Annotated in this window: 22 protein-coding genes and 1 tRNA gene; 17 read left to right on the top strand and 6 right to left on the bottom strand. The window is 67.0% G+C overall.

The window, feature by feature from the left end:
* Nucleotides 1–30: 30 nt before the first annotated feature.
* Nucleotides 31–1,398: a DNA repair protein RadA gene (gene radA, locus AC5RVG_RS07640; protein ID WP_493978326.1), complete on the bottom strand. Its 1,368-nt coding sequence runs from the start codon at nt 1,396–1,398 to the stop codon at nt 31–33.
* Between the two features lie 29 nt (nt 1,399–1,427).
* On the bottom strand, nt 1,428–2,555 hold the full coding sequence (locus tag AC5RVG_RS07635; protein ID WP_494013364.1) for an FUSC family protein: 1,128 nt from the start codon (nt 2,553–2,555) through the stop codon (nt 1,428–1,430).
* A 333-nt stretch (nt 2,556–2,888) separates the two neighbouring features.
* Here AC5RVG_RS07635 and pstS point away from each other — a divergent pair, with 333 nt between their 5' ends.
* The 4 genes from pstS to pstB all read left to right on the top strand — a co-directional run bounded on the left by pstS (nt 2,889) and on the right by pstB (nt 6,998).
* Nucleotides 2,889–4,001: a phosphate ABC transporter substrate-binding protein PstS gene (pstS, locus tag AC5RVG_RS07630; protein WP_494001946.1), complete on the top strand. Its 1,113-nt coding sequence runs from the start codon at nt 2,889–2,891 to the stop codon at nt 3,999–4,001.
* A 149-nt stretch (nt 4,002–4,150) separates the two neighbouring features.
* Entirely contained in the window at nt 4,151–5,077 is a 927-nt protein-coding gene (gene pstC, locus AC5RVG_RS07625) for a phosphate ABC transporter permease subunit PstC (protein WP_494013363.1), read from the top strand.
* Nucleotides 5,077–6,192 (top strand): phosphate ABC transporter permease PstA, encoded by a 1,116-nt coding sequence (gene pstA / locus AC5RVG_RS07620; RefSeq protein WP_494013362.1) that lies wholly within the window; start codon nt 5,077–5,079, stop codon nt 6,190–6,192. The genes pstC and pstA overlap by 1 nt, the downstream gene beginning before the upstream one ends.
* 26 nt (nt 6,193–6,218) lie before the next feature.
* Nucleotides 6,219–6,998: a phosphate ABC transporter ATP-binding protein PstB gene (gene pstB / locus AC5RVG_RS07615; protein ID WP_494001949.1), complete on the top strand. Its 780-nt coding sequence runs from the start codon at nt 6,219–6,221 to the stop codon at nt 6,996–6,998.
* Nucleotides 6,999–7,095: 97 nt separating this feature from the next.
* Here the strand turns inward: pstB and AC5RVG_RS07610 are convergent, their stop codons facing one another.
* From AC5RVG_RS07610 to AC5RVG_RS07600, 3 genes are all read right to left on the bottom strand, one after another.
* Nucleotides 7,096–8,106 (bottom strand): inorganic phosphate transporter, encoded by a 1,011-nt coding sequence (locus AC5RVG_RS07610; RefSeq protein WP_494001950.1) that lies wholly within the window; start codon nt 8,104–8,106, stop codon nt 7,096–7,098.
* Nucleotides 8,107–8,724, bottom strand: a complete 618-nt coding sequence (locus AC5RVG_RS07605) for a nuclease PIN (RefSeq protein ID WP_494001951.1) — start codon at nt 8,722–8,724, stop codon at nt 8,107–8,109.
* 513 nt (nt 8,725–9,237) lie between these two features.
* The gene (locus AC5RVG_RS07600; protein ID WP_494001952.1) at nt 9,238–9,885 is read right to left on the bottom strand and encodes a hypothetical protein; all 648 of its coding nucleotides are present in this window, start codon (nt 9,883–9,885) and stop codon (nt 9,238–9,240) included.
* A gap of 190 nt (nt 9,886–10,075) precedes the next feature.
* Here AC5RVG_RS07600 and AC5RVG_RS07595 point away from each other — a divergent pair.
* From AC5RVG_RS07595 to AC5RVG_RS07580, 4 genes are all read left to right on the top strand, one after another.
* Nucleotides 10,076–10,148: transfer RNA gene (locus AC5RVG_RS07595), tRNA-Lys, on the top strand.
* A 651-nt stretch (nt 10,149–10,799) separates the two neighbouring features.
* Nucleotides 10,800–11,309: a diaminobutyrate acetyltransferase gene (gene ectA / locus AC5RVG_RS07590; RefSeq protein WP_494013361.1), complete on the top strand. Its 510-nt coding sequence runs from the start codon at nt 10,800–10,802 to the stop codon at nt 11,307–11,309.
* 133 nt (nt 11,310–11,442) lie between these two features.
* Nucleotides 11,443–12,714, top strand: a complete 1,272-nt coding sequence (ectB, locus tag AC5RVG_RS07585; protein ID WP_494013360.1) for a diaminobutyrate--2-oxoglutarate transaminase — start codon at nt 11,443–11,445, stop codon at nt 12,712–12,714.
* 102 nt (nt 12,715–12,816) lie between these two features.
* Nucleotides 12,817–13,215, top strand: coding sequence for an ectoine synthase (locus tag AC5RVG_RS07580; protein WP_494013359.1), 399 nt, complete (start codon nt 12,817–12,819; stop codon nt 13,213–13,215).
* A gap of 202 nt (nt 13,216–13,417) precedes the next feature.
* Here the strand turns inward: AC5RVG_RS07580 and AC5RVG_RS07575 are convergent, their stop codons facing one another.
* The gene (locus AC5RVG_RS07575; protein WP_494013358.1) at nt 13,418–14,419 is read right to left on the bottom strand and encodes a LacI family DNA-binding transcriptional regulator; all 1,002 of its coding nucleotides are present in this window, start codon (nt 14,417–14,419) and stop codon (nt 13,418–13,420) included.
* A 175-nt stretch (nt 14,420–14,594) separates the two neighbouring features.
* On the opposite strand from AC5RVG_RS07575, the gene AC5RVG_RS07570 reads away from it, so the two are divergent.
* The 9 genes from AC5RVG_RS07570 (at nt 14,595) to AC5RVG_RS07530 (ending at nt 24,529) form a co-directional block, all read left to right on the top strand.
* Entirely contained in the window at nt 14,595–16,241 is a 1,647-nt protein-coding gene (locus tag AC5RVG_RS07570; protein ID WP_494013357.1) for an ABC transporter substrate-binding protein, read from the top strand.
* Nucleotides 16,242–16,254: 13 nt separating this feature from the next.
* A complete protein-coding gene (locus AC5RVG_RS07565) occupies nt 16,255–17,196 on the top strand; it encodes an ABC transporter permease (protein ID WP_494001958.1) in 942 nt (313 codons plus the stop codon).
* Nucleotides 17,193–18,068, top strand: coding sequence for an ABC transporter permease (locus tag AC5RVG_RS07560; RefSeq protein WP_493978342.1), 876 nt, complete (start codon nt 17,193–17,195; stop codon nt 18,066–18,068). Before AC5RVG_RS07565 ends, AC5RVG_RS07560 begins: the two co-directional genes overlap by 4 nt.
* Nucleotides 18,068–18,958: an ABC transporter ATP-binding protein gene (locus tag AC5RVG_RS07555; protein WP_494013356.1), complete on the top strand. Its 891-nt coding sequence runs from the start codon at nt 18,068–18,070 to the stop codon at nt 18,956–18,958. Before AC5RVG_RS07560 ends, AC5RVG_RS07555 begins: the two co-directional genes overlap by 1 nt.
* The gene (locus AC5RVG_RS07550; RefSeq protein ID WP_494001961.1) at nt 18,955–19,815 is read left to right on the top strand and encodes an ABC transporter ATP-binding protein; all 861 of its coding nucleotides are present in this window, start codon (nt 18,955–18,957) and stop codon (nt 19,813–19,815) included. The genes AC5RVG_RS07555 and AC5RVG_RS07550 overlap by 4 nt, the downstream gene beginning before the upstream one ends.
* The gene (locus tag AC5RVG_RS07545) at nt 19,808–20,926 is read left to right on the top strand and encodes a C45 family autoproteolytic acyltransferase/hydrolase (RefSeq protein ID WP_494013355.1); all 1,119 of its coding nucleotides are present in this window, start codon (nt 19,808–19,810) and stop codon (nt 20,924–20,926) included. Before AC5RVG_RS07550 ends, AC5RVG_RS07545 begins: the two co-directional genes overlap by 8 nt.
* Nucleotides 20,926–22,161 carry a saccharopine dehydrogenase family protein gene (locus tag AC5RVG_RS07540; protein WP_494013767.1) on the top strand — a complete coding sequence of 412 codons (1,236 nt, stop codon included), beginning with the start codon at nt 20,926–20,928 and terminating at the stop codon, nt 22,159–22,161. The genes AC5RVG_RS07545 and AC5RVG_RS07540 overlap by 1 nt, the downstream gene beginning before the upstream one ends.
* A gap of 204 nt (nt 22,162–22,365) precedes the next feature.
* Nucleotides 22,366–22,962, top strand: coding sequence for a hypothetical protein (locus tag AC5RVG_RS07535; RefSeq protein ID WP_494013354.1), 597 nt, complete (start codon nt 22,366–22,368; stop codon nt 22,960–22,962).
* 109 nt (nt 22,963–23,071) lie between these two features.
* Nucleotides 23,072–24,529, top strand: coding sequence for a glycosyltransferase family 2 protein (locus AC5RVG_RS07530; RefSeq protein ID WP_494013353.1), 1,458 nt, complete (start codon nt 23,072–23,074; stop codon nt 24,527–24,529).
* The last annotated feature ends 11 nt before the right edge of the window (nt 24,530–24,540 follow it).

Raw genomic sequence — 24,540 nt, 5'->3', positions numbered from 1 at the left:
GCCGGACCTCGGCTAATCCGCTCCCGGCGCTCAGCGGAACAGCGTGGACAGCGCTTCGGAGACTGTGTGTACTTCCTTGACCGTGAAGCCGGCCGGCACCTGGCCTGCCCCGTCGGGGGACGCCGGCACGATCGCGTGCGTGAACCCGAGCCGTTCGGCCTCCTGGATCCGCCGCAAGATTCCCGGTACCGGCCGCACTTCGCCGGCCAGGCCGACCTCGCCGAAGGCGATCAGCTGGGCCGGGAGCGGCTGGTTGGTCTTGGCCGAGGCGATGGCCAGCACGGTGGCCAGGTCCGTGGCGGGTTCGCTGAGCCGGACCCCGCCCACCGTCGCCACGTAGCTGTCGTCCTTGTGCAGCGACATGGAGGCGCGGCGCTGCAGCACGGCCATCATCATGGCCACACGGGAAGAATCCAGCCCGCTGGTGGCGCGCCGCGGCTGCGCATTGGAGGTCTCGGCCAGCAACGCCTGCACCTCGGCCACCAGCGGCCGCCGACCCTCCAGCGTCACGGTGATGCAGGTGCCGGAGACCGGGTCCTTGGTCCGGGACACGAACAGGCCGCTCGGGTCCGTCAGGCCTTCGATGCCGGCCTCGGTCAGGTCGAAGCAACCCACCTCGTCGGTCGGGCCGTAGCGGTTCTTGACCGCACGCACCAGCCGCAGGCGCGAGTGCCGGTCGCCGTCGAACTGGCAGACCACGTCCACGAGATGCTCCAGCAGCCGGGGCCCGGCGATCGAACCGTCCTTGGTTACGTGCCCCACCAGGATGGTGGTCATGCCCTTGCGCTTGGCGGCGTTGATCAGCGAGGCGGCGACCTCGCGCACCTGCGTCACGCCGCCGGCGGCTCCCTCCACCGCGCTGCTGCTGAGCGTCTGGACCGAGTCCACGATCAGCAGCGCCGGCTCCAGCTGCTCCACGTGCCCCAGCGCTATCCCGAGGTCTGTCTCGGCGGTCAGGTACAGGTTGTCCGCCACCGCCGAAATCCGTTCGGCCCGCAGCTTCACCTGGGCCGCCGACTCTTCGCCGGTGACGTAGAGCACGTCGCGGTCCAGCCGGGCCACCCGGGCGGCAACATCCAGCAGCAAGGTGGACTTGCCGATGCCCGGCTCGCCGGCCAGCAGGATGACAGCACCGGGGACCAGGCCGCCGCCGAGCACCCGGTCGAGTTCGCCCACGCCGGTGGCCCGGAAGGCCGCGGTGGTGGCATCGACGTCGGCAATTCGTTCCGCGGGCCGCGAGACGGCGGCCGCGGCCGTGGTGCGCGCCACCACCTGGGTGGCCTCTTCAACCGTTCCCCAGGCCTGGCACTCGCCGCACCGGCCCACCCATTTAGCCGTGCTCCAGCCGCATTCGGCGCAGCGGTAGGCGGGGGCCTTGGAACGGGTCTTGGTGCTCATGGACCCACAGTAACCGGGGCGCCGGACAATCAGAGCCTGGGCAGGTAGGACGTGGCGTCGTCCTGGCTCAGCCCGGCGGCCTTGAGCAGGTCCACCATGAGCGGCCGGAAGACCAGGATCAGGCCCTCGCCCTCCAGGGTGATGACGCCGAGGGTCTTGGGGTGCAGGCGCGTGGCAATCTCCGCCAGATCGTTGCGGGCGCCGGAGAGCCGGCGTTCGCGGGCGCCCGGGTCCCGGTCGGAAAGCCCGGCAGCGAGGATTTCGACGGCGTCGGCGGTCTCCTGGAGCACCTCGGAGAAGCTTGCGATCGCCTCGTCGGACATGGCCGCGTGGTTGATCACGGACGTCAGGCGCCGGGAGAAGACCCGGCTGTTGCGCATGGCCAAATCCGCCATCTCCGCAGCATCCTGCAGGTCCCCCACTTCGTCCCGGTGGCGGCGGTGCGCGGGCGAAATCCGGGCCACTTCCCGTGCCGAGCTGAAGCTGCCGCGGACGTCGTCGATCAGGTTCTGGCTGCCCCGCGCCCTAACCAGGGCGTGCCAGGCCTTGGTGGAGTCGCTGTGGGCGAGGGCGACGGAACACTCGCGCAGCACCGAGGCGAGTTCGTCGAGGAGCGTCTGCAGCTTGGAACGCGGTTCGGAGCGCGGGTCGCCGGGGATCAACATGGTCACGAGCATCGCGAAGGCGCCGCCGATGACGGCATCGAGGCTGCGGGTGAACGGCCCCCCGTCCGGGGCGGGCAGCAGCACCACCAGCACCGACTGCAGCGCCATCTGCGTGGTGAAGATGGTGCCGCTGTCCAGGAACCGGGCCAGGAGGATGGAAACCAGCAGCACCAGGGCTGCCTGCCAGATGCCCGGCCCGAGGAAGTGCAGCAGCAGATCGCCCACCGCGATGCCCAGCGTGCAGCCGATGGCCACTTCGAGCACTTTGCGCGCCCGGGGCCCCGTGGAGAAACCGAGCGCAATGATGGACGAGGTGGCGGCGAACAGCGGGCCTTCGTGGCCCAAGACCTGCTCGGCCACGACGTAAGCGGCAACGGCGCAGAAGGTGATCCGCACCGCGGGCATGACCGAGGACTTGCTGCGGCTGAAGCCGGCGCGTCCGCGTTTGCGCAGGAACGACCGGGCCTGTGCCAACGGGGTGCCTGCGCTCATGTTCCCAGTCTAGGCGGGGCTCGCCCGGCCTAGACCGGCCCCACCCGGCCTCGGCAAGGCCCCGTCCGGGCCCACGGCCTCGGCACGGCCGCCCCCGGGCGCCCGTCCGGCCTGCAAGACCCCGGCCCGACCCCCGCCCCTAGTATGAGTGCGCTCACAAAGGCAAGGCCTGCACGCCGTCGGTTAGTAAACCGTCCGGTCTTGTTCACCTTGCGTTCACTTTGGCCGTGCACATTCTTTACGTGGCGCCCATAGCCTCGAGGGAGCACGACGCCAGGGCGAAAACACGTCCGGTCGTCCTGATCCGTTCTCACCCTGAAAGGGACCATACACGTGAAGGCACTTCGCATCGGCCGCGCGGCCGCCGTCCTCTCCGTTGCAGCGCTGGCGCTGACGGCCTGTGGCTCCGACAACGCCACCGGCAGCCAGGCCGCCGCAGGCAGCACCGAGACCGCAGCAACGGTTTCGGGCACGCTCTCCGGCGCGGGCGCTTCCTCGCAGGATTCCGCCATGCAGGCCTGGATTGCCGGCTTCGGCGCGCAGAACCCCGAGGCCAGCGTGCAGTACTCGCCGGACGGCTCCGGTGCCGGCCGCGACGCCTTCCTGGCCGGCGGCGTGCAGTTCGCCGGCTCGGACGCCTACATGGACGAGGAAGAATGGGAGCAGGCCAAGGAGGTCTGCGGCCCCGACGGCGCCATGCACATCCCCGGCTACGTCTCCCCGATCGCCGTCGCCTTCAACCTCGAAGGCGTGGACTCCATCAACATGGATGCCGAGACCATTGCCAAGGTCTTCCGCGGCGAAATCGCCACGTGGAACGACGAAGCCATCGCTTCGCAGAACGAGGGCGTGGAACTGCCCGACACCCCCATCACCGTGGTCCACCGCTCCGACGAGTCCGGCACCACCGAGAACTTCGTGGAGTACCTGGCTGCCGCCGCCGGCGACGTCTGGACCGACGAAGTCTCCGGGGAATGGCCCGCCAAGCTCCAGGCCGAGAACGCCCAGGGCACCTCCGGTGTGGTTTCCGCCACCACCGCGACCAACGGGGCCATCACCTACGCCGACGCTTCGGCCGTCGGCGACCTGGGTACCGTGAAGGTCAAGGTCGGCGAGGAATACGTCGAACTGAGCCCCGAGGCCGCGTCCAAGGCCGTTGAGGCTGCCACCCCGGTCGAGGGCCGCGGCGAGCTTGACATGTCCCTGGACCTCGACCGCGACACCACCGAATCCGGCGCCTACCCGATCGTGCTGGTTTCCTACCACATCTACTGCTCGACATATGCTGATCAGAACACCGTTGACCTGGTGAAGGCCTTCGGCAACTACGTGATCAGCGAAGAAGGACAGCAGGCCGCGCAGGACTCGGCCGGCAACGCGCCGATCTCCGAGACCCTGCGCGAGCAGGCCAAGGCGGCTATCGACTCCATCTCGGTGAAGTCGTAGCCCACACGAAGTCCGGTTGGCCCCGCGCCGTCGCAGTTTGACGCGCGGGGCGCAGCCGTGTTCCGGCCGGGGCGAAATTGCCCGGACGGAACGAAGCCGCAAGACTGGCTGAACAGCTAGACGAAGTACAGAACCCGAAGGGTTATGAAGTGTCCCAAACATTGACCGAGACCGGCCAGGGCCGCGCCGGCGACAAGGTCTTTTCCGGCCTTGCGCTTGCCGCGGGGTGCCTGATCCTCTTCGTGCTGTTCTGCGTGGCGGCGTTCCTGCTGTGGCAGGCCCTGCCGACGTTCGGGGCAGACCCGGCGGCCATTTCCGGCGGGAACGGCTTTTGGGGCTACATCTGGCCCATCGTCATCGGCACGCTGATCGCCGCGGCGATCGCCCTGCTGCTGGCGACCCCGGTCGGCGTGGGAGTCGCACTCTTCATCTCCCACTACGCACCGCGGCGGCTCTCCCAGGGCCTCGGCTACGTGGTGGACCTTCTGGCCGCCATCCCCTCGGTGGTCTACGGAGCCTGGGGCATGACCGTGCTGGCTCCCGCGCTCGTCGGTCCCTACACCTGGCTGGCGGAGAACGCCGGCTGGATCCCGATCTTCGAAGGCCCCGCCAGCCAGACCGGCAAGACCATGCTGACGGCCGGAATCGTGCTGTCCGTGATGATCCTGCCGATCATCACCTCGCTCAGCCGCGAAATCTTCCTGCAGGCGCCCAAGCTCCACGAGGAAGCGGCCCTGGCCATGGGCGCCACCCGGTGGGAAATGATCAGGATGGCCGTCTTCCCGTTCGCCCGGCCGGGCATCGTCAGCGCGGTGATGCTGGGCCTCGGACGCGCGCTCGGCGAGACGATGGCCGTGGCCATGGTGCTCTCCGGCGGCGGGCTCATCGCCAGCCTGATCAAGTCGGGCAACCAGACGATTGCCGCCGAGATCGCCCTGAACTTCCCTGAAGCGTACGGGCTGCGCTTGTCCGAACTGATCGCCGCCGGCCTGGTGCTGTTCGTCATTACCCTGGCCGTGAACATGGTCGCCCGCTGGATCATCAGCCGGCACAAGGAATTCTCGGGAGCCAACTGATGTCCAAACTGCTCACTGAAACGCCCGCCCCGACCAAGCGCAACACGCTCACCAAAAACCAGATGCCCGGCTGGGCCATCTGGGCCGTCGCTGCCGGCTCGCTCATCCTGGGCGCCGCGGCCTCGTCGCTGGTCGGTTTCGGCCTCGTCTCCTGGGCCTTGTTCTCGGCCGTAATCTTCGTGATTGCCGGCTACATCGTGACGCTCTCCGTCGAGGGGGCGCGCAAAGCCAAGGACCGCTTCGCCACCAACCTGGTCTTCGCGGCGTTCATCATCGCGGTCGTGCCGCTGATCTCCGTGATCTGGACCGTGCTGCAGAACGGCGTCGCCGGACTCAGCTACAACCTGGTCTTCACGTCGATGAACGGCATGACCGGCATGATCGACAACGAGACGACCGCCAACGGAACCGACGTGCTCGGCGGCGCCTACCACGGCATCGTCGGTACCGTGCTGATCACCCTCTGGGCCACCATCATTTCGGTGCCGATCGGGCTGCTCACCGCCGTCTACCTGGTCGAATACAGCAAGGGCGGACCGCTCTCGCGCGGTATCACCTTCTTCGTGGACGTGATGACCGGCATCCCCTCGATCGTCGCCGGCCTGTTCGCCGCCGCACTGTTTGGGCTGATTTTCGGGCCCAGCACCCGTACCGGCTTCGTGGCCGCCGTCGCCCTCTCCGTGCTGATGATCCCGGTGGTGGTCCGCTCCACCGAGGAAATGCTCAAGATCGTCCCGAACGAGCTCCGCGAAGCGTCCTACGCGCTGGGCGTGCGCAAGTGGCGCACCATCCTGAAGGTGGTGGTGCCGACGGCGATCTCCGGCATCGCCTCCGGCGTCACCCTGGCCATCGCCCGCATCATAGGCGAGACGGCGCCGCTGCTGGTCACCGCGGGCTTCGTGAACAGCATCAACTGGAACGTGTTCGGCGGCTGGATGACCACCTTGCCCACGTTCATCTACCGGCAGCTGATGAACCCGACCTCGCCCACCAACGTGGACCCCAGCATGCAGCGTGCCTGGGCCGCTGCGCTGATCCTGATCATCTTCGTCATGCTGCTGAACCTGATCGCCCGGCTGATCGCCCGCATCTTCGCCCCCAAGACCGGCCGCTGAGCCAGTACCAAAGAGAAGGAACCCACATGTCCAAACGCATCGACGTCAAGGACCTGAACGTCTACTACGGCAACTTCCGGGCCGTGGAGGACGTCAACATCAACATCGACGCCCGGTCCGTCACGGCTTTCATCGGCCCCTCCGGCTGCGGCAAGTCCACCTTCCTGCGCACGCTCAACCGCATGCACGAAGTGCTGCCCGGCGCCCGGGTGGAGGGCGAAGTCCTGCTCGACGGGGACAACCTCTACGGCCAGGGCGTGGACCCGGTGACCGTGCGCAGCCAGATCGGCATGGTCTTCCAGCGCCCCAACCCGTTCCCCACCATGTCCATCCGCGACAACGTGCTGGCCGGGGTCAAGCTGAACGACAAGCGCATTTCCAAGTCGGACGCGGACGCGCTGGTAGAGAAGTCGCTGACCGGCGCCAACCTGTGGAACGAGGTCAAGGACCGGCTGAACAAGCCCGGCTCCGGCCTTTCCGGCGGCCAGCAGCAGCGCCTGTGCATCGCCCGGGCGATCGCGGTGTCCCCGCAGGTGATCCTGATGGACGAGCCCTGCTCGGCGCTGGACCCCATCTCCACGCTGGCCATCGAGGACCTGATCGAGGAACTCAAGACGGAGTACACCGTGGTGATCGTGACCCACAACATGCAGCAGGCGGCGCGCGTGTCCGACAAGACGGCGTTCTTCAACATCGCCGGCACCGGCAAGCCGGGCAAGCTGATCGAATACGGCGATACCCCGTCGATCTTCAGCAACCCCACCCAAAAGGCCACGGAAGACTACGTCTCCGGCCGCTTCGGGTAAGACGCCGGCAGCACGACGGCGGTGCCTCCCCTCGCGGGAGGCGCCGCCGTCGCTGTTTAAAGGCGCCAGGGAAGGGCCAGGGACGCCCATGGCCCGGCTAGAGCATCGGATCCAGAGCCAGCAGCAGGATGGCTCCGACGAGCGAGGTTGCCAGCAGGGTCAGCACCCACGTGGCCAGCACGCGGATGGCCACCCGCCAGCGCACCGCATGCATCCGCTGGGTGGACCCCGCGCCCAGGATGGCCGCCGTCATGGTGTGCGTGCTGGAGAGCGGCATGTGCAGCCCGATGGCCCCGACGAACAGCATGGCGGAGCTGACGCCCTGTGCGGTGGCGCCGTGCAGGGGATCGATCCGCACCAGCCGCGACCCGAGCGTGTGCGAGATCCGCCAGCCGCCGAAGAGCGCGCCCACGGCCAGCAGCACCGCCGCGAACAGCTGCACCCACAGCGGCATCCGGTCGCCGGAGGCATAACCGGCCGCGGCCAGTCCCAGCAGCACCACGGCCATGGTGCGCTGCCCGTCCTGCAGGCCGTGGCCCAGCGAAAAGGTACCGGCAAAGACCGCCTGGGCCAGCCTGGTGGTCCGGCCGACCTCGCGCGGGGTGCGGTAGCGGGCCAGCCACGTCAGGGGGACGATCGCCAGGTAGGAGAGCACGAACGCCACCAACGGCGACAAGAGCAGCGGCAGGATCAGCTGGCCCCAGATCGGGTTCTCGGTGGCACTGATATTCTCGCCGCCCAGCAGGGTGGACGCCGCCCCCGCCCCGATCAGGCCGCCCAGCAGCGCATGGGTGGACGACGAGGGCATCCGCTGCCACCACGTGAAAACTCCCCACGCGCAGGCGCTCAGCAGCCCGGCCAACAGGATGCCCAGGCCCGACCGGCCCTCGGGCAGGCCGATCCAACCGGTACTGATCACCAGGGCCAGGGTGCTGGAGATCAGCGCACCGGCCAGGTTGCAAACGGACGCGAGCACGACGGCGACATTCGGGGTGAGCGCGCGCGTGCGGACCGAGGTGGCGACGGCGTTGGAGACATCATGGAAGCCGTTGATGAAGGCAAAGCAGCCGGCGAAAGCGACCACAAGCACCAGGAGGAATAGCTCCACCTACGATTCCTTGACCAGGATCTGGCCTACGTGGTGGGAAGCCTGGCGCAGCGTCTTGGTGGCGGCGATCAACTGGTCGGCAACGTCGCGGTGCCGGGCCAGCGTGGCGCCCTTGTGTTCCGACAAAAGCTCCGAGACCCACACGCGGTGGGTGCGTTCGGCCCGCTTGGCCAGCCGGACCATCTCGATGCAGTACTCCTCGAGGTCCTCCAGGGAGTTCAGCCGCGGCATGGCGTCCCGGGTCATCTCCGACATCCGGCCGATGACCTCCAGCTGCTCCGAGGCCCGGCTAGACAGACGCTTCACCCGGTTGAGTGCGATCAGTTCCGCGGCGCCGTCGAGGTGTTCAAAGGTGTGCACCAGGTGCAGCGAGAGCTGGAACATGTCCTCGCGGGGGAGTGGATTAACGAAGCTGGTCCGCAGCGTGGTCAGCAGGGCGTTGCGCAGCCGGGAGACGTTCGCGTCGCGGTCGTGCAGTTCTTCGGAGAGCTTGTCGTAGTCGTCCGCAGGCGCCCCGAGGATCTCCGAGAGGGTCTTGACTCCCGCCATCAGCTCGGCTGCTGTGAGGGCGAGCAATTCGAGGCTCTTGGTGTCCTGGGGGAAGAGGCTTAGCTTCATGTCACCGGCGGTTTCTCACTGGTCCGTACGGCGGAAGGGAAGCATCCGCCGTGCCTAGATTAGCGCCTCTTCGCGAACAAAAATTAATGGTGCCGAACTGGGAGCGCCTCTCGGCGGAAGGCCGCTCGAGGCGGCTAAGAGTTGGAGCCCGGGGCTGCCACAGTTCGACACCACCTTCAGTTTTCTACGCCTCACTGCGGATGTCAACAGCCGCGAAAGTACGGGGAAAAACGTGTCAGCAGAGGCTATCTGTGGTACACGCGCGCGTCGTTCCGGGAGGGCCTTCTCCGGACGGTCCTGCTGCTGAGGGCACCACCGCGGGGCCGACGGCCGCCGGCGGTCGGGGCGGGATACAGTCGGGCGGCTGGCCGGTGCGTAGGGTGCCGCGGGCGGCTGGTCGAACTCGCCGCGCCGCCAGGCGACGGCGTTGCGGGTCGTTGGCCCGTCGGGCCGCTAGTCGAGCTCGCCGCGCCGCCAGGCGACGGCGTTTCCGGCCCTTGGCCCGTCGGGCCGCTAGTCGAGCTCGCCGCGCCGCCAGGCGACGGCGGCCGCTTCCAGATCCTCGGCGGTCTTCACGAGCCGGTGTGAATTGAGCGTCAGCTTGGTGGCATGGTTCTCGTTGGCGGACTCGGCAGAGTCGGCGTGGTGGGTCTGGCCGAGCGCGACGATTCGGCAAAAGGCCGCCGACCGGTCAAGGGCCACATCGAAATCACCGTCGAAGGCGCCGGAGAGGATCGTGTCGGCCATGGCCCGGACTTCGTCGGCGCCGGGCGGTTCAGCTACTCCGGCGATGACCTTTGACACTTCTGCCGATGCCGTCCCCGCCTTGAAGTAGGCTGCCAGCTTGTCCGGATGGGACTGGGCCGCGGCTCGCAGGGCGTAAAGGCGCCAGAGGGCCCCCGGCAGGGAACGGGCAGGGCTTTCAGCCCACATTTCAGCAATGGCCTCGAGCCCCTGTTGGTCTGCCAGTTTGACCAGCCTCGCGGTCACCTCGGGGTCGTCGGAGCCGCGCCCGCGGTGCACCAAGGCCTGTGCCGCGAGGTGGGCGGCCTCGGAGACGCGTGCCGGGTCGGCACCCCCGGCGAAGTCCTCAAAATCCACCGGGGCGAAAGGCTTCGGCTTATGCGGCCGGGGGACATCGTTTCCGTTGTTCGGGCTCATGCCTCGACCTTACTCCCGCCCCTGACGCCGGTACAGAGAGGCGTGGCCCCCGGCGACGGGACGTTCCGGGACCCCCGGCAAGGCGCGCGCCCGGCGGATTCGGGCGGGCGGCGATGGGTGGGATAAACTGGGAACTGGCCAAATCCGACCTCGCCTGGGTTTCTACCTAGAGCAAAGCGGACCGGCTGGCGGGCCTTTAGCTCAGTTGGTAGAGCATCGGACTTTTAATCCGCGGGTCGCGGGTTCGATCCCCGCAGGGCCCACCGCGAAAGCGGCTTCGACCGGTTTGCCGGTCGGAGCCGCTTTTTTCATGGACGCCCCGGCTTGCAGGCCGAGTCAGCCGCCCACGTCACGCAAACTTGTCCACGTTCAGGCCGAACTGTCCACGTCTTGGCTATCCACAGGCGCGTGACCTGCGCTTATATCTACGGGCGCTCCAAAACATGGACAACGGCACGACGGCGCTTTACCCCGGCGCCCTCAATGCCTGCACCCTGCTCGACTCACCCGATCGGGCGGGCTCCAGTCGGTGCGCCGGGTAACGGCCGCCGGGGCTTCCCGGCCGTAGAAGCCCGGCCGCAGGTCGTGCCGAGGCGCCGCGTAACGGCCTCCGGCGTTCCCGGCGTGGAGAAGCCGGCCGCGGGCGTGCCGAAGGCGCGGGTAACGGCCATTCGGGCGCTCCTCGCGCGGCTGGGGCGACACTTTCGGCCGGTCGTCACATAGCAAAGGTCACGAAATGGTAACGATAAAAGCGCGCCCGGGCACCGCCGTCGTCATTCCGCCGGAGGGCAACTGGCACAAGGGATCCGGCGGAATTCGGCCGGGACGGCAGGGGCGGCGAAAGCGTCCGAACCTCTGTCAAGTCGGCAGGTTTCGGGGTTGATAACGGCTCTGATCTCGTTACGTTTGAAGGGATGGTTGAAGAACTAGCAGAAACCCAAACCAGACCGAGGATCGAAGCAAGCTTCCGTAAACCAACCCTGAACGACGGGCAGTCCCTGTGGCGCATGGCCAGGGATTCCCAGGTCTTGGACCTGAACTCGTCCTATTCCTACCTGCTGTGGACCCGCGACTTCGCCGAGACGTCGATCATCGCCACGGTGGACGGCGAGCCGGCCGGTTTCATCACCGGCTACATGCGCCCCGACGAACCGGGCACCTTGATGGTGTGGCAGGTGGCCGTGAACCGGCGGTTCCGCGGCCGCAGGCTGGCGGCGGACATGCTGGACCGCTTGGCCGGACAAGTCCTCGCCGAGCGGGTGGAAACCACCATCACGGCGGACAACGAGGCCTCCGTCCGGCTGTTTGCCGGCTTCGCGTCGCGCCGCGAGGCGCCAATGGAACGCGAACCGCTCTTTACGGAAGAGCTCTATCCGGACGGGCACGACACCGAGTACCTGTTCCGGATCGGTCCGCTCAATTAGTCCCGCCGGCATCCGCGGCCGGCCAAGCACCACCTCCACCAACGCACATCCGCATGAATCGACCCGCGGCTGCTGTGGCGCTGTCCCCTACCCGGGGCCGCCCGCTGCCGCACTGAGGAAGGAAGCGTATTCCATGACCGACATTTTCGAGACCCTCGAGTCCGAGGTCCGCGGCTACTGCCGCAGCTGGCCCGCCGTATTCACCCGCGCCGAGGGCAGCACCATGACGGCCGAGGACGGAACCACGTACCTGGATTTTTTCTCCGGCGCCGGGGCGCTTAACTACGGCCACAACAACCCGAAGCTGCTGCAGCCGCTGCTGGAGTACCTGGCCAGCGGCGCCGTCGTGCACTCGCTGGACATGAAGACCCCGGCCAAGCGCACGTTCCTGGAGACCTTCCAAGAGGTCATCCTCGAGCCCCGAAACCTCGACTACAAGGTGATGTTCCCCGGCCCCACCGGCACCAACACCGTTGAGGCCGCCCTGAAGCTGGCCCGCAAGGTGACGGGCCGCCAGCACATCCTCTCCTTCACCAACGCGTTCCACGGCATGACGCTCGGTTCGCTGTCGGTGACCGGAAACTCGATGAAGCGCCGGGGCGCGGGCATCCCCCTGACCAACAGCTCCAAAATCCCCTACGACGACTACTTCTCCGGCGAAACCGCCGACTTCCTGTGGCTGGAGCGCGTGCTGGAGGACAGCGGCTCGGGCGTGGACAAGCCGGCGGGCATCATCGTGGAGACCGTCCAGGGCGAAGGAGGCCTCAACGCCGCCCGCGCCGGCTGGCTGCGCGGCCTGGCAGACCTGTGCAAGAAGCACGAGATCCTGCTGATCGTCGACGATGTGCAGGCCGGCTGCGGCCGCACCGGAACGTTCTTCAGCTTTGAGGAAGCCGGCATCACCCCGGACATCGTCTGCCTGTCCAAGTCCATCTCCGGCTACGGCCTGCCGATGGCGCTGACCCTGTTCCGCCCGGAGCTGGACGTCTGGGGAGCCGGCGAGCACAACGGCACCTTCCGCGGGCACAATCCGGCGTTCGTGACGGCCACGGCGGCGCTGGATACGTACTGGCGGACCGGCGAGTTCCAGAAACAGATCCAGGCCCGGGCCGTGCAGCTGCACGAGGGGCTGGAGCGGATCGCCGGGCTGGTGGAGGGCGCCAGCGTGCGCGGCCGCGGCCTCCTGGCCGGGGTGAAGTTCCCGGAGAACGAAACCGCCGGCAAGATCGCCGCCGAGGCCTACGACAACGGGCTGCTGGTGGAAACATCCGGCCCCGAGGGCGAAGTGGTGAAGCTGATGCCGGCCCTGACCATCAGCGCCGCGGAGCTGGACCGCGGCCTGGACATCCTGATCGACGCGACCCGCGCCGTTACCGCGGTGCCGGAACTGGTCGGAGCCCTCTAGCGCGGGACGGCCGCACGCCGACGCCCGCTCGCCGGGTCGCCGAGCCGCCCCGCCGCGCACCCCCAACACGAAACTTCCTGACTTCCTATCCGAGGAGTACCGATGCTTGTTACCAACCTGAACGACCTGAACGACACCGACCGCGACGTTAAGTCCGAGACCTGGCGGAGCCGGCGCATGGTGCTGGCGGGAGAGCGCGTGGGCTTTTCCTTCCACGACACGGTGATCTACGCGGGCACCACCTCCACGTTCCACTACGCCAACCACATCGAGGCCGTCTACTGCGTCCAGGGCGAGGGCACGCTGACCAACGAGGTCACCGGCGAAGTCCACGACCTGCGCGACGGAACCATGTACCTGCTGGACGGGCACGAGAAGCACACGGTCCGCGCCACCACCGAACTGCGCATGGCCTGCGTGTTCAACCCGCCCGTCACCGGCCGGGAAGTCCACGACGAGAACGGCGTCTACCCGCTCATCGAGGCCGAGCCGGCAAGCTAACTCCGACAGCAGAGGCCCGGCCGGCAACCTTGTTAACCGGGTCTCGGAGCCTTTGCGGCCAACTACCCGCGCCCGGAGTTCATCCGCGCCCGGGAAGCCCCGGCCGCCGGTAGCACCGGAATGCCGTCACGGGATTGACGGCAGACAACGACGACGGCGGTGGCCCGCCTTCGGCAGGAATCCTGCGGAAGGCGGGCCATCGTCACGTCCGGTCACTGCCGGAATCGAGCGTGCTCTCGCGCAGGATCAGCCTGGCGGAAAGCTTCGCCGGGATACCGGACTCCCCGAGCATTTTTCGGGACAGATGGCTGACCGCGGCCGCCGCGATGAGCTCCGGTTCCAGATCGATGGCGCTGATCGCGGGGCTGCTGTTGCGCGACTGTTCTGAATCCGAACCGGCGATCAGCTGGACCTGCCCGGGCACGGCGATGCCCCGGGCCGCCAGTTCCTCCAGGGCGCCGCGCGCGTGCCGCCCGGTCAGGCAGTAGACAGCGTCCGGCATTTCCCCGCCGGCGTCCAGCAGTTCCTGCATGGCTGCCCTGCCGCCGTCGACGCCGTCGGACTCCGGCCGGGTGGCGATGCGTGGCTCCATCCCGTGACGCGCCGCCCAGCTGCGGTAGGCCGCCGTGGAGTCGAGGTTCCAGGCGTTGCGGTCCATGCCGGTGATGAGGCAGATGGACCGTGCCCCGGATCGGTGGAACTTGGACAGCACTGCCTCCGTCTCTGCCGAGTCGTGGGAACCGACCCAATCGAGAAAGTCGGGCCGTGCAGGATCGCGTCCGATGGTGACGAAAGGAGCGGCCAGCCCCATTAATAGGTCGATGACCGGATCTTCCTCGAGCGGATCGTCAATGATGTAGCCGTCCAGCGACAAGGCGAGCGGGGAACGCGGTAGCCGCGTCAGGTCCCGGACGAGCATGACGCTCAGCCCGCGCTCCAGGCACTCCACGGCAACGGCCCCGGAGAGCCTGGTGAAGTAGTCCACGCCGTGCGGGCGATACGTCCCGAGCGAATCCAGGGGCCGGAGCATGAGCCCAATGACCCCGATCGGGCTGTTGCGCAGTCCCCGCGCCATCGGATCGGGCTGGTACCCCAGCCTTTCGGCCGTCTGCCGCACGCGCTCGCGGGTTTCGTCCGACAGCGTGCCCTTGTTGTTCAGGCTGTGTGAGACGGCGGTGATGGACACGCCGGCTTCTCTGGCCACGTCGTGGATGGTGACTCGCCGGCGCATCGTCCGCCCTCCGTGATTGACGTCATAACGGTTGCATAACAGAACAGCTAAAACGTTATATAAAAGGTTTTATCCCCGTAGCTTACTGGAATACGCAGAGCAAGCGTCCCATCGGAACCACACACTGTGAAGCAAAGGGGATTGCAGGATGAAGAAAGTCACGCTGGCCACGTCGGTGGCCCTCGCGATGCTGCTGACCGCGTGCAGCAACGGCGGCGGCGGAGCGGCCGCGCCGGATGCGGAGGCAGGCAGCGGCCTGGGGGAACTGCAGACCACCACCGAACCGGCGGCGGGCGAACTGGATACCGTCACCTGGAACCTGCCGTTCGGCGAACCGGCGTCACTGGATCCGATCAAGGCCTTCAACTACCCGGAAAACACCGTCGTGGCCAACCTGTGCGAAGGCCTGATGGTGATGGAACCGGACTACACGATCGCACCCAACCTTGCCGAATCGTTCGAGAACGTCGACGGCAAGACGTACATCTACCAGCTGCGGGATGACGTGACCTTCTGGGACGGCACGCCGATGACCGCCCAGGACGTGGTCTTCAGTCTGAACCGGCACCTGGACCCTGACGAGGGCAGCTACTGGGCCAGCGACGCGGTCAGCGGCAACGTCGAATCGATCAAGGCCACGGGCGAGTACGAAGTGACCGTGAGCCTGAGCTCTCCGGACGTCACGTTCAACTCCTACATGGCCACTCCGCTGGGCGTCATCGTGCAGGAGGCACAGCGCAAAGAGGCAGGCGAAGCGTACGGCACCCCGCAGGAGGGCGTCATGTGTACGGGGCCCTTCTCGGTTGACCAGTGGAACAGCGGCCAGAGCATCTCCCTGGCCAAGAACGATGCTTACTGGAACAGCGACCGCATGCCCAAGGTGCAGAACCTCGACATCCAGTTCATCGTGGACCCCGCGGCCATCACCAACGCGCTCGCATCCGGAGCAGTGGACGGGTCCTACGACGTCCCGCTCAGCGCGGTACCGCAACTTCAATCGGCGACCAACGGCGAGCTGATTCTCGGCAAGTCCCTGCAGCTCTCGGCCATCATCGCCACAGGCGACGGCCCGCTGGGCGATCCTGCTGTGCGGAAGGCACTGTGGACCGCCGCGAACACATCGGCGTTGGCGGACACGGTGTACGAGGGCACGGCCATGCCGTCCCGGTCCCTGATTCCCGACGGCGGCTGGTCTTACGGCGACGACGTCTTCAGCGCAGCGCGCGAAAAACTGCCGCCGGTTGAAGCGAACGTCGAGGAGGCCAAGAAAATCCTTGCGGAGGCAGAAGCTGACCTGAGCGAGCCGATCACCATCGTGTACCCGAGCGAACGGTCCTTCTACGCGGACATCATTTCCGAACTGGCGCGTGCCGGCCAGGAAATCGGGCTGACGGTCAAGCCCCAGGGCGTGCCGAGCGCACAATTCGGCGCCTTCTTCTCGGATCCCGAGGCCCGTGCCGGGCACGGCGCCTTCGTCACCACCAACTACATGGACGTTCCGGATCCCCTGGTGTTCCTGCGCACCATCGTGAAGGAAGGCGGGTCGCAGAACTTCTCCGACTACACCAACCCGGAAATTGAGAAACTCATCGCCGAGGCGGAGGTTCTGACCGACGACACGGAGCGTGCCGCGAAGGTCGCCGAAATCGAGGCGTTGGCCATGGCCGACCTGCCCTGGCTGCCCATCGTCGATCCGGCGGGACGGCTCTTCCTGAATGAGCGGGTGACGGGCGTACCGGCGTCCTTCGTCTACCTCTACTACCCCTGGGGTGCGGACCTGGGCGCCGCGAAGTAACGAAAAAGCCGTCATGATCTATATCGTCAAAAGGCTCTTGGCACTGGGAACGATCCTGTTGGCCTCCAGCTTTGCGGTCTTTGGCGGACTGTACCTTGCACCAGGAAGCCCCGAGCAGTTCCTGGTGCAAGGCCGGACCGTGACGCCGGAGGTACTGGCATCCATCAGGGCCCAGTACTCCCTGGACGACCCGTTTCTGGTCCGCTACTTCAACTGGCTGTGGGGTGTCGTCCAGGGAGACTTCGGCCAATCGCTGGCCAACCGCCAGGAAGTCGCCGATCTCATCGCGGGCCGTTTGCCCACCACACTGTCCCTCACCCTCTACGCCGCGCTGATCATCGTGATCGGCGGCATTGGGCTCGGTTGCCTTGCCGGACTTCGGCCGGGCTGGCTGGAGAACGTGGTGCTTTTCGGGTCGAATCTCGGCTTTGCCGTACCGACATTCTTCGCGGCCCTGCTGCTGATGAGTGTTTTCGGGGTCATGCTCGGCTGGTTTCCGGTCTTCGGCTCCGGCGAGGGCCTGGCCGGCAGGCTCCATCACCTGACCCTGCCGGCGTTGGCGTTGGCGCTGCCCTCGCTGGCGGTGGTCGCGCGCATTACCCGCACCGCGGTTAAGGAAGAGCGCGAGTCCGAGCACGCCCAGACGGCGCGGTCCCGGGGAGTGCTGGAACGGATCGTCATACGGCGCCACGTCCTGCGCAATTCGATGCTTCCCGTATCCACGGTTTCCGGCGTCCACGTCGCCGCCTTGCTGGCCGGCGCCTTCGTGGTCGAGTACGCGTTCACACTCGACGGCATCGGCGCACTGCTGGTGGCGGCCGTGCAGCAGAAGGACTTCGCGGTGGTGCAGGCAGTGTCGTTGATCATGGTCGTTGCCTTCGGCCTCATCAACCTGGCCGTCGACTTGCTCTATGTCGTGATCGATCCGAGGGTGCGTTTGGGGGCGGCGTCATGAGCACGCTGGAAGAAACCGGACGCCCCGGGGCACTGAAGCGGAGCCCGTCACGGAAGACCCGGTCGAAGCCGGATGTCCTGACGGCCATCTGCCTGGGCTGGGTGGTGCTGATTGGACTGTTCGCCCTGATCGGGCCGGCCCTCACACCGTTCGATCCGACAGCCGGCAACGTCGTGGAGCGCTATCTTCCGCCCGGGGCCGAGCATTGGCTCGGAACGGACCAGGCCGGACGGGATCTGTTCTCCCGGCTCGCCACCGGCGCCCGCTCCAGCATTCTCGCCGCCCTCGCCGTCGCCGTGCTCACCGCCGTGATGGGCGGAACCCTTGCCCTGGTCGCCGTTTGGTTCGGCGGCTGGGTGGACAACCTCATCAGCAGGGTCCTGGATTTCCTGTTCGCGTTTCCGAACCTGCTGCTGGCCGTGCTGGCGGTGGCGGTGTTCGGCGCGAGAGTGGAGACCGCCGTGATTGCCTTGGCGATCGGCTTCACCCCGTATACCGCCCGGGTGATCCGCAGCGTGGCCCTGCGCGAGCGGAATCTGCCGTATGTGAAATCGGCGGAGCTGCAGGGTATTTCCGGTTTTTCCATCACCGTGCGGCACCTGCTGCCGAACGTGAAACAGCAGGTCATGACGGGAATGAGCATCAACTTCGGCTACGGCATGATCGACCTCGCCGCCCTGTCCTACCTCGGCTTTGGCGTGCAACCGCCCGACGCCGACTGGGGCCTCATGGTCTCCTCCGGCCAGTCCTCACTGCTGGCCGGCTACCCGCAAGAGAGCCTCTACGCAGGCCTGCTCATTGTGCTGACCGTTGCCGCGCTGGGATTCCTGGGCGAAAAGCTCGGCGGGCGCCGGGCAGCAGGGAGGATCTAATGCTCGAACTGTCGAACGTCACCGTGAACATCGGGCCGGAGCACCGCCGGACGACGCTGCTGTCCGATATCAACATCGTGGTGGAGAAGGGCGAGTCCGTCGGCCTGGTGGGGGAGTCAGGCTCCGGAAAATCCATGACCATGCGGACGATCCTCCAGACCCTGCCGCCGCGGACGGACATTGCCGGCAGGGTCCTCTACAAGGGGGAGAACACGCTGGCGTACTCCGGCGAGCGGCTCCGCGCCTTCCGGGCCGGTGCCGTCTCGATGATTTCCCAGAATCCGCAGGCCGCCCTGAATCCGGTGCTGCCGGTCAGCAAATTCCTGGTGGAAGGCATCCAAGCCGCCAGGCCTGCAGCGACCGCCCAGGAAGCCCTGCGGCTTTCCGGGGAAGTGCTCGAGCAGGTGGGCATCCACAACGTCGCCCGCTGCCTGCGTTCCTACCCGCACCAGCTTTCCGGCGGCATGCTCCAGCGGGTCGTCATTGCCGGCGCGGTGGCCAGGGGCACCGAGCTGCTGCTGGCGGACGAACCGACCACGGCGCTCGATGTCACGACGCAGTCCGACGTCATGGCCATCCTGGACGAGGCGCGGACCGAGGCAGGCATGGCGATGATCTTCGTGACCCACGATCTGGACCTGGCCGCGGCGGCGTGCGACCGTATCGCCGTCATGTCGGGCGGCCGGATCGTCGAATCCGGCCCCGCGGACCGGGTGCTGAACCGGCCGGAACACGAATACACCCGGAAGCTGGTCGCGGCCAAACCCAGCCTGGATCACCGCATCGACGCCGGGTTAGGCGACGACCCCCAAACCCAGGCCGCACCTCGCGCCGGGACAAGCCTGCCTAGTCCACCAAGCCGCGAGCCATCCCGAGAGGTGAAGCAATGACCGGCGTGCAGACGCAGCCCACGGCCCCCGCCGTCGTCATAAGCAAACTCAACAAGAAGTTCACCGTTGGTTCCGGCCGTAACCGCACGCACGTCCACGCCGTCAAAGACGCGTCCCTGGCCATCGAGCGCGGACACTGCCTGGCGGTGGTGGGGGAATCGGGTTCGGGAAAGAGCACGTTGGCCAGGATGCTCGTGGGGCTGGAAACCCCGGACAGCGGGTCCGTCTTCCTCAACGGCAAACCGGTCAACCCTCGGACCAGCCGCCGAATCCGGCGGGAACGGTCAAAGGACGTCCAAATGGTCTTCCAAGACCCGCAGGGGTCGTTGAACCGCCGGCTACCTGTCTCCGAGGCGGTTGCCGAGGTGTTGAAGGCCCACACCTCCCTGGACCCGGCAGCACGACGCAGGCGCTGCCTCGAGTTGTTCCGGGAAGTCGGGCTGACCGAAACCCACATGTCCGCGCTCCCGGACGAACTCTCCGGCGGGCAGAAGCAGCGCGTGGCCATAGCGCGGGCACTGGCGGCATCGCCGGGGGTCATCGTGCTCGACGAGGCCGTCTCCGCGCTGGACGTCACCGTCCAGGCGCAAATCCTGCGGATGCTCGAACAGCTGCGGAGGGAAAAACAGCTGACCTATCTCTTCATCACGCATGATCTGGCGGTGGCGCGCCAGATAGCCCACTCCATCGTGGTGATGCGCCGCGGGGTCATCGTCGAAGCCGGCACTGCCGACCAGATCCTCGACAGCCCGGCACACCCGTACACCCGACGGTTGATCGACAGCGCGCCGCGGCCCGGCTGGAAGCCGCGGCGCCGCGACAGCGAGACATTGAATGAGGAGCACGACATTGACTGACCCCGCAGGCACGATCCCGCAGGTGCTGACGCTTCGAGGCGGGGACCCCCGCCAGCTGGGCGTGCAGCGCGGCACCGAAGGACGCAGCGGTATCGCCGACTGCTGGGACGTTTACCGCCAACTGTTCGAGGCCCACGGCATCAGCGAAACCATCGTGGAGCGGGAAGCCACCCGCAGCCTGGCCGCCACTGAAGCCTGGGCGACGCACCTGGCGGCCGAGATCCGCGGCACCGCGGAGGGAGCGGGCCTGCCCGTGTGGAAGGTCAGCGCCCTTAATGCCCGGACCGAAATCCTGTCCCTCTCGGAACGGGCCCGGCCGGGGGAGTGTTCGACCGTCGTCAGCGCCGGAGCCCGGCCTTTCTCCTTGCAGACCTGGGACTGGCACGAAGAACTCGCCGGCGCCTGGCACCTGCAGTCGGTTGAAACCAGCCAGGGCCGGTTCGTGGGACTGACGGAGTACGGAATCCTCGCCAAGATCGGGCTGAACGACGCCGGCGTCGGCGTGCACCTGAACGTGCTGGGTCACAGGCAGGACAGTCCGGGGGCGGTGCCCGTCCACATCGCAGCCGCGCAGGTACTGCACGGGGCAGCTTCGCTGGACGAGGCCGTGGACATACTCCTCGACGCACCGGTCAAGACTTCCAGCGCCATCACCGTGGTCACCAGGGCCGGCGCAGCAATCGTGGAGCTCAGCCCCGAGGGGGCCGAGGTGATCAAGCCGACCGGCGGTCACCTGCTGCACACCAACCATTTCCTGGCCCCAAGGCTGGCGAAGGGGGAGAAGACCGAGCTGTACCAGCCGGACTCCCAGCAGCGGATCGACTTGCTGGACAGGCGGGTCAGCGCTGCGTTCCAGCCCCGTCAGCCGCAGGATCTCGTGCCCTACCTGTGCTCGGTTCCCGGTGACGGGGCCGAACTGTGCTGCGTGCCGACCCCGGGTGCCGGCCTGGGCTCCCGCTGGGCGACCCTGGCAACCGTGGGCATTGACCCGGCGGCCGGCACCCTGCTCGCGTCACCGGGCGCGCCCACCGACGTGACGGCGAACAGCTGGTTCCGCCTGAGTCCCGAGCCTGCCGGCAGCAACAGCCAAGACAACCCCAAGGGAGCATGATGCGGATTCTGTGTATTGGAGCAGGCGGAGTGGGCGGCGCCGCCGCAGGCATTGCCGCCCGGCGGGAATTCTTTGAGGCCTTCGTCCTGGCGGACTACGACCCGGCACGCGCCCGAGCCGTAGTCGAGGCACTGCCGGAGGGCCGGCGCGGACGGTTCAGCGCGATTGCCCTGGACGCGTCAAGCAGGGAGGCCGTTGCCGGTGCCATCAGGGACCACGGCATCACCCACGTGCTCAACGCCGTTGACCCCCGTTTCGTCATGCCGGTCTTCGAGGGTGCCGCGGACGCCGGAGCCACCTATCTGGACATGGCCATGTCACTGTCCACGCCGCACCCTGAACGCCCCTATGAGCTCACCGGCATCAAGCTCGGAGACCTGCAGTTCGAGCGGGCCGCTGAGTGGGAGGAAGCCGGACGGCTGGCTCTGGTCGGGATAGGCGTGGAACCGGGACTCTCCGACGTCCTGGCGCGGTACGCCCAGGACTACCTGTTCTCCGTCATCGACGAGATCGGCGTCCGCGACGGCGCCAACCTGAAGGTCGAGGGATACGATTTCGCGCCTTCCTTCTCCATCTGGACCACCATCGAGGAATGCCTCAACCCGCCGGTGACCTATTCCGCAGAGACCGGTTGGAGCACCACAGAGCCCTTCAGCGACCCCGAAGTCTTCGACTTTCCCGAAGGCATCGGCCTCGTGGAGTGCGTCAACGTGGAACACGAGGAAGTCCTGCTGATGCCCCGGTGGCTGGATGCCGGCAAGGTCAATTTCAAGTACGGGCTGGGCGATGAATTCATCGAGGTGCTCAAGGTCCTGCACAAGCTGGGCCTCGATTCCACCACGCCGGTCAACGTCAAGGGAACATCCGTGAGCCCGCGGGACGTCGTGGCCGCCTGCCTGCCGGATCCGGCCACGCTCGGGCCCAGGATCACCGGCAAGACATGCGCAGGCGTTCTGGTGACAGGCAAGGACAAGGACGGCGCCCCGCGGCGGACCTACCTCTACCATGTCGCCGACAACGCCGACACCATGGCCGAATACGGCAGCCAGTGCGTGGTGTGGCAGACGGCCCTGAACCCGATCATCGCCCTGGAACTCCTGGCCTCGGGCCTCTGGAGCGGAGCCGGCGTCCTGGGCCCGGAGGCGTTCGACGCCAAACCCTTCCTGGACCTGATGTCGGCGCCCGCACCCGAGGGCTACGGTTCCCCGTGGGGGATGCGGGAGGAAGCGGTATAGGAGTTCTACATGCCGGCCGCAGGTGAATCCGTTAGAGACGGGAATTACCCGCCCGGTTTTGTACAAGTCCATGGGCAACGCCCGTGATCCGCGGCGGCGTGCATGCATCGGCGAGAGGGATGGCAGAATGCAGTAACGGCAGCAGTCAAAGGGGACGGGGCATACCGGATGGCAACAAACTCACGGACCGAGCCAAAGCGGAGCGTGCTCAAGGAAAAGTCGGCCATGTGGACAGCAATACTGATCTGGGTCTCCGCTGCGGCGGCGCTCGTGTTGCTGTTCGCCCAGGCGCAGGAAGAATCCCTCCTGCGATGGATAGTGTGGCCTTTGCTGGCAGCTTCGTTTGCCTACATTTTCCTGTGGATTCCACGCCTTGCCTATGATGACGACTCCGTTCTCATCACCAACAGCTTTCGGTCCCACGCCATTCCCTTTGCCGTCGTTGATGACGTCAGCGTACGCAGTGCCGTGAGGATCAGGACCGGGGCCAAGACCTACACAAGCTGGGGTGCACCCTTTCCTCAAAATGCGCGGGCCGCCGGCAACCAGCACAGTGTGTCAGTGGGACCGGCCACGATAACCCCATGGGACCGAACTACCTCTTTGGGCCAACGGCAGGGGCTGGAGCAGCATCCGCTCGTCCGCGTGTGGACAAGATCCAGGTCCAGCCTCCTGAATTCCGAACCGCCACCGGGACCCGCAGTCGTCACCAGTTGGAACAAATCGGCCGTTGCGATGGCTGTCCTGTGCGTCCTCTTAATCTGCGGACAGCAGGCCGCGCTCTTGCCGCTCTACAGCTGAGAGCAGTACTTACCCCGCTGTCCACCCCGTCACGATTCCGCTACTCACCGTCATTCAGCTCGATCACAGTGGCAGAATGCAGTAACTGCTGCCGATCGAAGGGGACCGCGTGGCCATCAAGGACAAACTGGCAGGCGCACGGCGCAAGCTGAAACGGATTGCCGCGCGCGCGGGCCAGTTTCGCGTGCGCGAGAGTGACTCCGGGCCGACGGCCAGTGCGCAGACCGCGCGGGTGGCCGTGGTGATCCCGGTATTCAACGCGTTGCCCTACCTGACGGAGCTGCTGGAATCGCTGGTTGCACAGGACCTGAACCCGGCGCTCTTCGAGGTGATCGCCGTGGACGACGGCTCCACCGACGGCGGAGGCAAGCTGCTGGACGAGTACGCCGCGCGGCATCCGAACTGGCGGGTCATCCACCAACAGAACAGCGGCTGGCCGGGGAAGCCCCGCAACGTAGGGATCGCCGCCAGCAGTTCCGATTACGTCTTCTTCTGCGATGCGGACGACAGGCTGGGGCCCGAAGCACTGCGCCGGATGGTTGACTTTGCCGACAAGCACCAGGTCGACGTGCTGGCCCCGCGGATGGTCGGAATCGGCGGCCGGCGCGTGCAGTCTTCGCTGTTCACCGAGACCGTGCCGGACGTTCCCGTGCGCAAGATCCTGGGCACGCTCTCACCGCAAAAGCTGATCCGGCGTGAGCTGCTGGACACACACGGCATCCGCTTCCCGGAGGGCAAAGTCCGGCTGGAAGACGGCATGATGCTCACCCGCTGCTATCTGGCCTCCCGGAGGAACGCGATCGCGGCCGACTACGACTATTACTTCATCCGCACCCGCGACGACGGAACCAACATCAGCTCCGAGCGCGCCATCCCTGAGGGGTACACCGGATCCGTCGCCGAAATCGCGCGGATCATCAGGGAGAACCATCCGGACCCAGAACAGGCCGAGCTGCTGGTGCTGGACCTGTACCGGCGCAAACTCCTTCGCTTCTACGTGCCCGACCGCTACCGGTCGATGGCGCCGGGCACGCGGCAGCGGTGGGTGGCGGCCCATGCCGCCTTCGTGGACCAACACATTCCGGAACGGCTGGAGGAGCAGCTGTCATTTCCTTACCGGCAGCGCTCGCAGCTGGTCCGGGCACGGGATGTGGAAGGCCTGCTCAAGCTGGCCACCACCGAGGAAGCGCTGAAACCGACGCCGCGGGCCCTGCAGCCCCGGCTCGACGGGGAGTCCGTGTCGTTCGGGTTGGCGTTCGAACCGGCGGCGGAGTACGAATCGGTCCGGCTCGTGGCACGCGCCCGCGGGACAGACGCCGAGCTCGGCTTTGACGTCAGGGACGACGGCGGCGGCTACCGTGCCGTACTGCCCCGGAGTGAACTGGCAGGGCTGGGCCCGGTGCTGGTGGACCTGTTCGTGCAGCTCCGGTTGGACGGCATGGACGGTCCGGCCCGCAGGATCCTGGCACCGGAGCAGGGGTTGCCGCTCATTGCCGCAGGCCTGCGCGCCTACGCCACGGTGCATGGGAACCTCAGCTTGGACCAGCGCAAACAGCCCGCGGCGTAGGGCGTGGCCTA

The organism is Arthrobacter senegalensis (genome assembly GCF_059091765.1).
Note: the sequence above shows the minus strand (reverse complement) of the source record. Positions and strands in the feature narration are given on the sequence as shown.